General features: G+C 46.5%; 3 protein-coding genes. 1 reads left to right on the top strand and 2 read right to left on the bottom strand.

Going from position 1 to position 3,650, the window contains the following annotated elements; genetic code table 11:
* Nucleotides 1-463 (bottom strand): ATP-binding cassette domain-containing protein (locus tag PHX29_07160; protein ID MDD5605662.1); only part of this gene is annotated, 463 nt, incomplete at its 3' end.
* A 232-nt stretch (nucleotides 464-695) separates the two neighbouring features.
* On the opposite strand from PHX29_07160, the gene PHX29_07155 reads away from it, so the two are divergent.
* Complete coding sequence (locus PHX29_07155) at nucleotides 696-2,237, top strand: acyl-CoA carboxylase subunit beta (protein ID MDD5605661.1); 1,542 nt, start codon at nucleotides 696-698, stop codon at nucleotides 2,235-2,237.
* 201 nt (nucleotides 2,238-2,438) lie between these two features.
* On the opposite strand, the gene PHX29_07150 is transcribed toward PHX29_07155, so the two are convergent.
* On the bottom strand, nucleotides 2,439-3,536 hold the full coding sequence (locus PHX29_07150; GenBank protein ID MDD5605660.1) for a nitronate monooxygenase: 1,098 nt from the start codon (nucleotides 3,534-3,536) through the stop codon (nucleotides 2,439-2,441).
* Between the last annotated feature and the right edge of the window lie 114 nt (nucleotides 3,537-3,650).

The following is a 3,650-nucleotide window of genomic DNA, read 5'->3' as shown; positions in this document are numbered from 1 at the left end:
TTTGTGCCAGCAGTTGAAGAAGTTCGCTTCGTTTAATTTCACCACCAGAGAAGCCGGCATTGATATCACGTTGTAAAAAATTAACCATGTTGGTTTTTTCTGCCAGCGCTTCTACATTTGCTTCTCTCCCCCTGGCTTTCAGGGTGGCTGTTACCATATCTCTGGTTTTAACGCCCTTGACTACTGGAGGCCGCTGGAAAGACATTCCTATTCCCAGCCTGGCGCGTTCATCCAAGGTAGCTTGGGTAATATCCTGGCCTTTAAAAATAATTTTACCGCGGGTAATATGGTAACGCGGAAATCCCATGATGGTCATCATCAGGGTCGTCTTACCGCTACCATTCGGCCCGAAAACCACGTTAGTTTCACCAGGTTTAACGCTCAAGTTTATCTCATGAAGGATCTCTTTACCGTCTAACGAGACAGCCAGGTCTTGTATATCCAGCAGGTTTGGTTCAGGCATTACTTGGCCTCCTTTGTTCCCTTTGTGGTACCAGGTTAGATTATAACATTTAAAACAACGCATATAAAAACAATACGGTAAGAATGGTACATCTTTAGTGTTTTGTACTGCCGGAGTTGGTGGTTGTTGGTAAAGTTGGGAAGTGTGCAGTAGACAGGATTTTATTGATATCGCGTTAGTTGTGCTAAAATACGGCGCCGTAAAAGGCAGTTTAACCAAAAGGGGAAGAAAGATGCCCAATTTAGATCAATTAAACAATCGCGTAAGGCAAAGGTTAGAAGGCGGGGGTGAAACGCAAGTAAGTAAACAGCATGAAAAGGGCAAGTTTACTGCTCGTGAACGTATAAACATGCTTCTGGACGAAGGCAGTTTTAATGAACTTGATTGTTATAAATCACACAATTGCCGGGATTTTGGCCTGGAAAAACAGGTTCACCCTGGGGATTCGGTGGTTACCGGGTATGGCAAGATCAACGGCAGGAAAGTATTTATATTTGCCCAGGATTTTACGATATTGGGTGGTTCATTATCTAAAGTAGCTGGGGAAAAAATATGCAAGGTTATGGATTTGGCCTTTGAAAACGGTGCTCCGGTTATCGGCTTGCTGGATTCTGGCGGTGCCCGCATTCAAGAGGGAATAGACAGCCTGGTTGGCTACGGGGAAATATTTACCCGTAATACGCGCTACTCTGGCGTAATACCCCAGATATCAGTTGTTATGGGCCCGTGTGCCGGTGGAGCAGTTTATTCCCCCGCTATTACCGATTTTATTTTTATGGTTAAGGGTACTGGGCATATGTTTATTACCGGCCCCCAGGTTATCAAGGCAGTAACTGGTGAAGAGGTTAGCTTGGAAGAACTGGGGGGAGCAGCAACTCATGCGCGCAAAAGCGGCAATTGCCACTATGTTGCCGATAATGAACAGGAATGCCTGGAAAAAGTTAGAGAGTTGCTTTCTTATCTGCCTTCCAATGTCCGGCAAAAGCCGCCTGAAGGAATAAAAGATGAACGGCCATCAATTTTGAGTGATGATATTTTGTCTATAGTGCCAGATGAACCTAACCGTGGCTATGATATGAAAAAAGTAATCTCGGCCATTGTTGATGATGGCGAGATGTTTGAGTTGCAAGCTCAGTTTGCGCCAAACCTGATTACTGCTTTTGTACGCCTTGGGGGAAGAGTTACCGGGCTGCTTGCACAGCAGCCTCAATATCTGGCAGGAGTGATTGACTGTGATGCTTCGGATAAAGGTGCACGCTTTGTAAGGTTTTGTGATTGTTTTAATATCCCGCTGGTTACCCTGGTGGATGTACCCGGTTACATGCCGGGCAAGCAGGAGGAGTGTAAGGGGATTATTCGCCACGGAGCCAAGCTTTTGTACGCTTATGCAGAGGCAACAGTTCCCAAGATCAGTGTTATTATCCGCAAGGCTTATGGTGGAGCTTACATTGTGATGAGCTCAGCCAGCTTGAAAGGGGATGTAAACTATGCCTGGCCAGGGGCGGAGATTGCTGTGATGGGGCCGGATGGAGCAGTTAACATAATATATCGGAAAGAGCTGGAATCGAGCCAGGACCCCATAGCACTAAAGGAAAAATTGGTGAGTGAATATCGTGAAAAGTTTGCTAATCCGTTTGTTGGTGCCTCCCGGGGATATATTGATGATGTGATAGATCCGCGTGAAACCCGCATAAAGTTGATTCGAGCACTGGAAATGTTGGAGAACAAGCAGGTTTCAAACCCTGTTAAAAAGCACGGTAATATCCCGCTTTAGGGGGGATAAGATATGTGTTGCCCTGAACACCCATAAAAACATGTCATTCTCGGGCGTAAGCGAAGAATCTCACACGAGTTGTGCTCTTAGATATTGAAACACGGCGTCTGTAACGACAGGCGCTATTACGGGGAAGATTCTTCGTCGGGGTTTTACCCCTCCTCTAGAATGACACAAAATATGAGGCGCCCTTCTCAAGGATTACACAGTAGATGGGGAAGCAGCCTCGTATTCTTCCACCAGGGAAGCAAACAGTTCCTTAACAGTTACAATTTGCTTATTCAAATAGGCATTTGCACCAGCAAAGGCAAATCCTTTATCCAAAAGGCCTTTTTTAGCGTTGGTAAGTGCGCGGCAAATGCAATATGGGGATAGTGTAAAATCACATGTCTTGAGGCACTTCCACGGGCAGGCGAATGGCCGCTTGACCTTTTCGCTCACTGCTTCAAGGAATTTGTTTTTAATAGCTCTGCCAGGCAATCCCACCGGGCTTTCTATAATAACCAGATCTTCCTTTTCACAATCTATATAAGTGTTTTTAAAAGCATCGGAAGCATCACATTCAACTGTGGTAACAAACCGGGTAGCCATCTGAACACCTGATGCTCCAAAGTTTAAAAATTTCCGTATATCCGCACCGGTATATATACCGCCGGCGGCAATTACAGGTATGCTTGCGCCGAATTCTTCTCGGTAAGGTTTAACCACGTCTACTACCTGGGGGATGAGTACCTGAAGCGAGCAGGCTGGATCTTCCAGTTGCGAATACTTGAAGCCAAGATGGCCTCCGGCCAGCGGTCCCTCAACAACAACTGCATCTGGCACACGGTTGTAGTGAGCCGCCCAGTATTTTAACAATAATTCGGTTGCTCTGGCGGAAGAAACAATAGGAACCATGCAGGTATAATGACGGCCTGGTTCCATAGGGGGAATCATCTCCGGCGCTTTAAGCGGTAAACCAGCTCCCATGATGACCATATCAGCTCCCTCTTCCACCGATATCTTTATAAGATCATCAAAATCGGTCAAGGCAACCATAGCATTAACGCCAATAATGCCATTGCTAAGGCTGCGAGCCTTGCGGATTTCATCCCGAAGTGCTCTTTGATTGGCCTGATGGGGGTTGCGGTTGAAATCTGACTCGAGCATACCGATGCCGGCGGCAGAAATCACTCCAATACCGCCCTCCCGGGCAACTGCACTGGCCAGCCCGGAAAGGGAAATTCCAACTCCTATTCCTCCCTGTATTATTGGATACCTCGCGGTAACATTACCTATGGTAAGTTGAGGTAAAGGCATGATAGCTCTCCTTTGCCCTTGCTTGTATTATTTAGTAGGTGTAAAAACCCTGGCTGGACTTGCGCCCAAGCTTGCCTTCTTTTACCAGGCGAGTGAGTGTATCCGAAGGAGTAA

The organism is Dehalococcoidales bacterium (genome assembly GCA_028717385.1).
In the GTDB taxonomy this organism is placed as follows: Bacteria; Chloroflexota; Dehalococcoidia; order Dehalococcoidales; family CSSed11-197; genus CSSed11-197.
The sequence above is the reverse complement of the archived record's forward strand: the minus strand, read 5'-3'. Positions and strand labels throughout refer to the sequence as shown.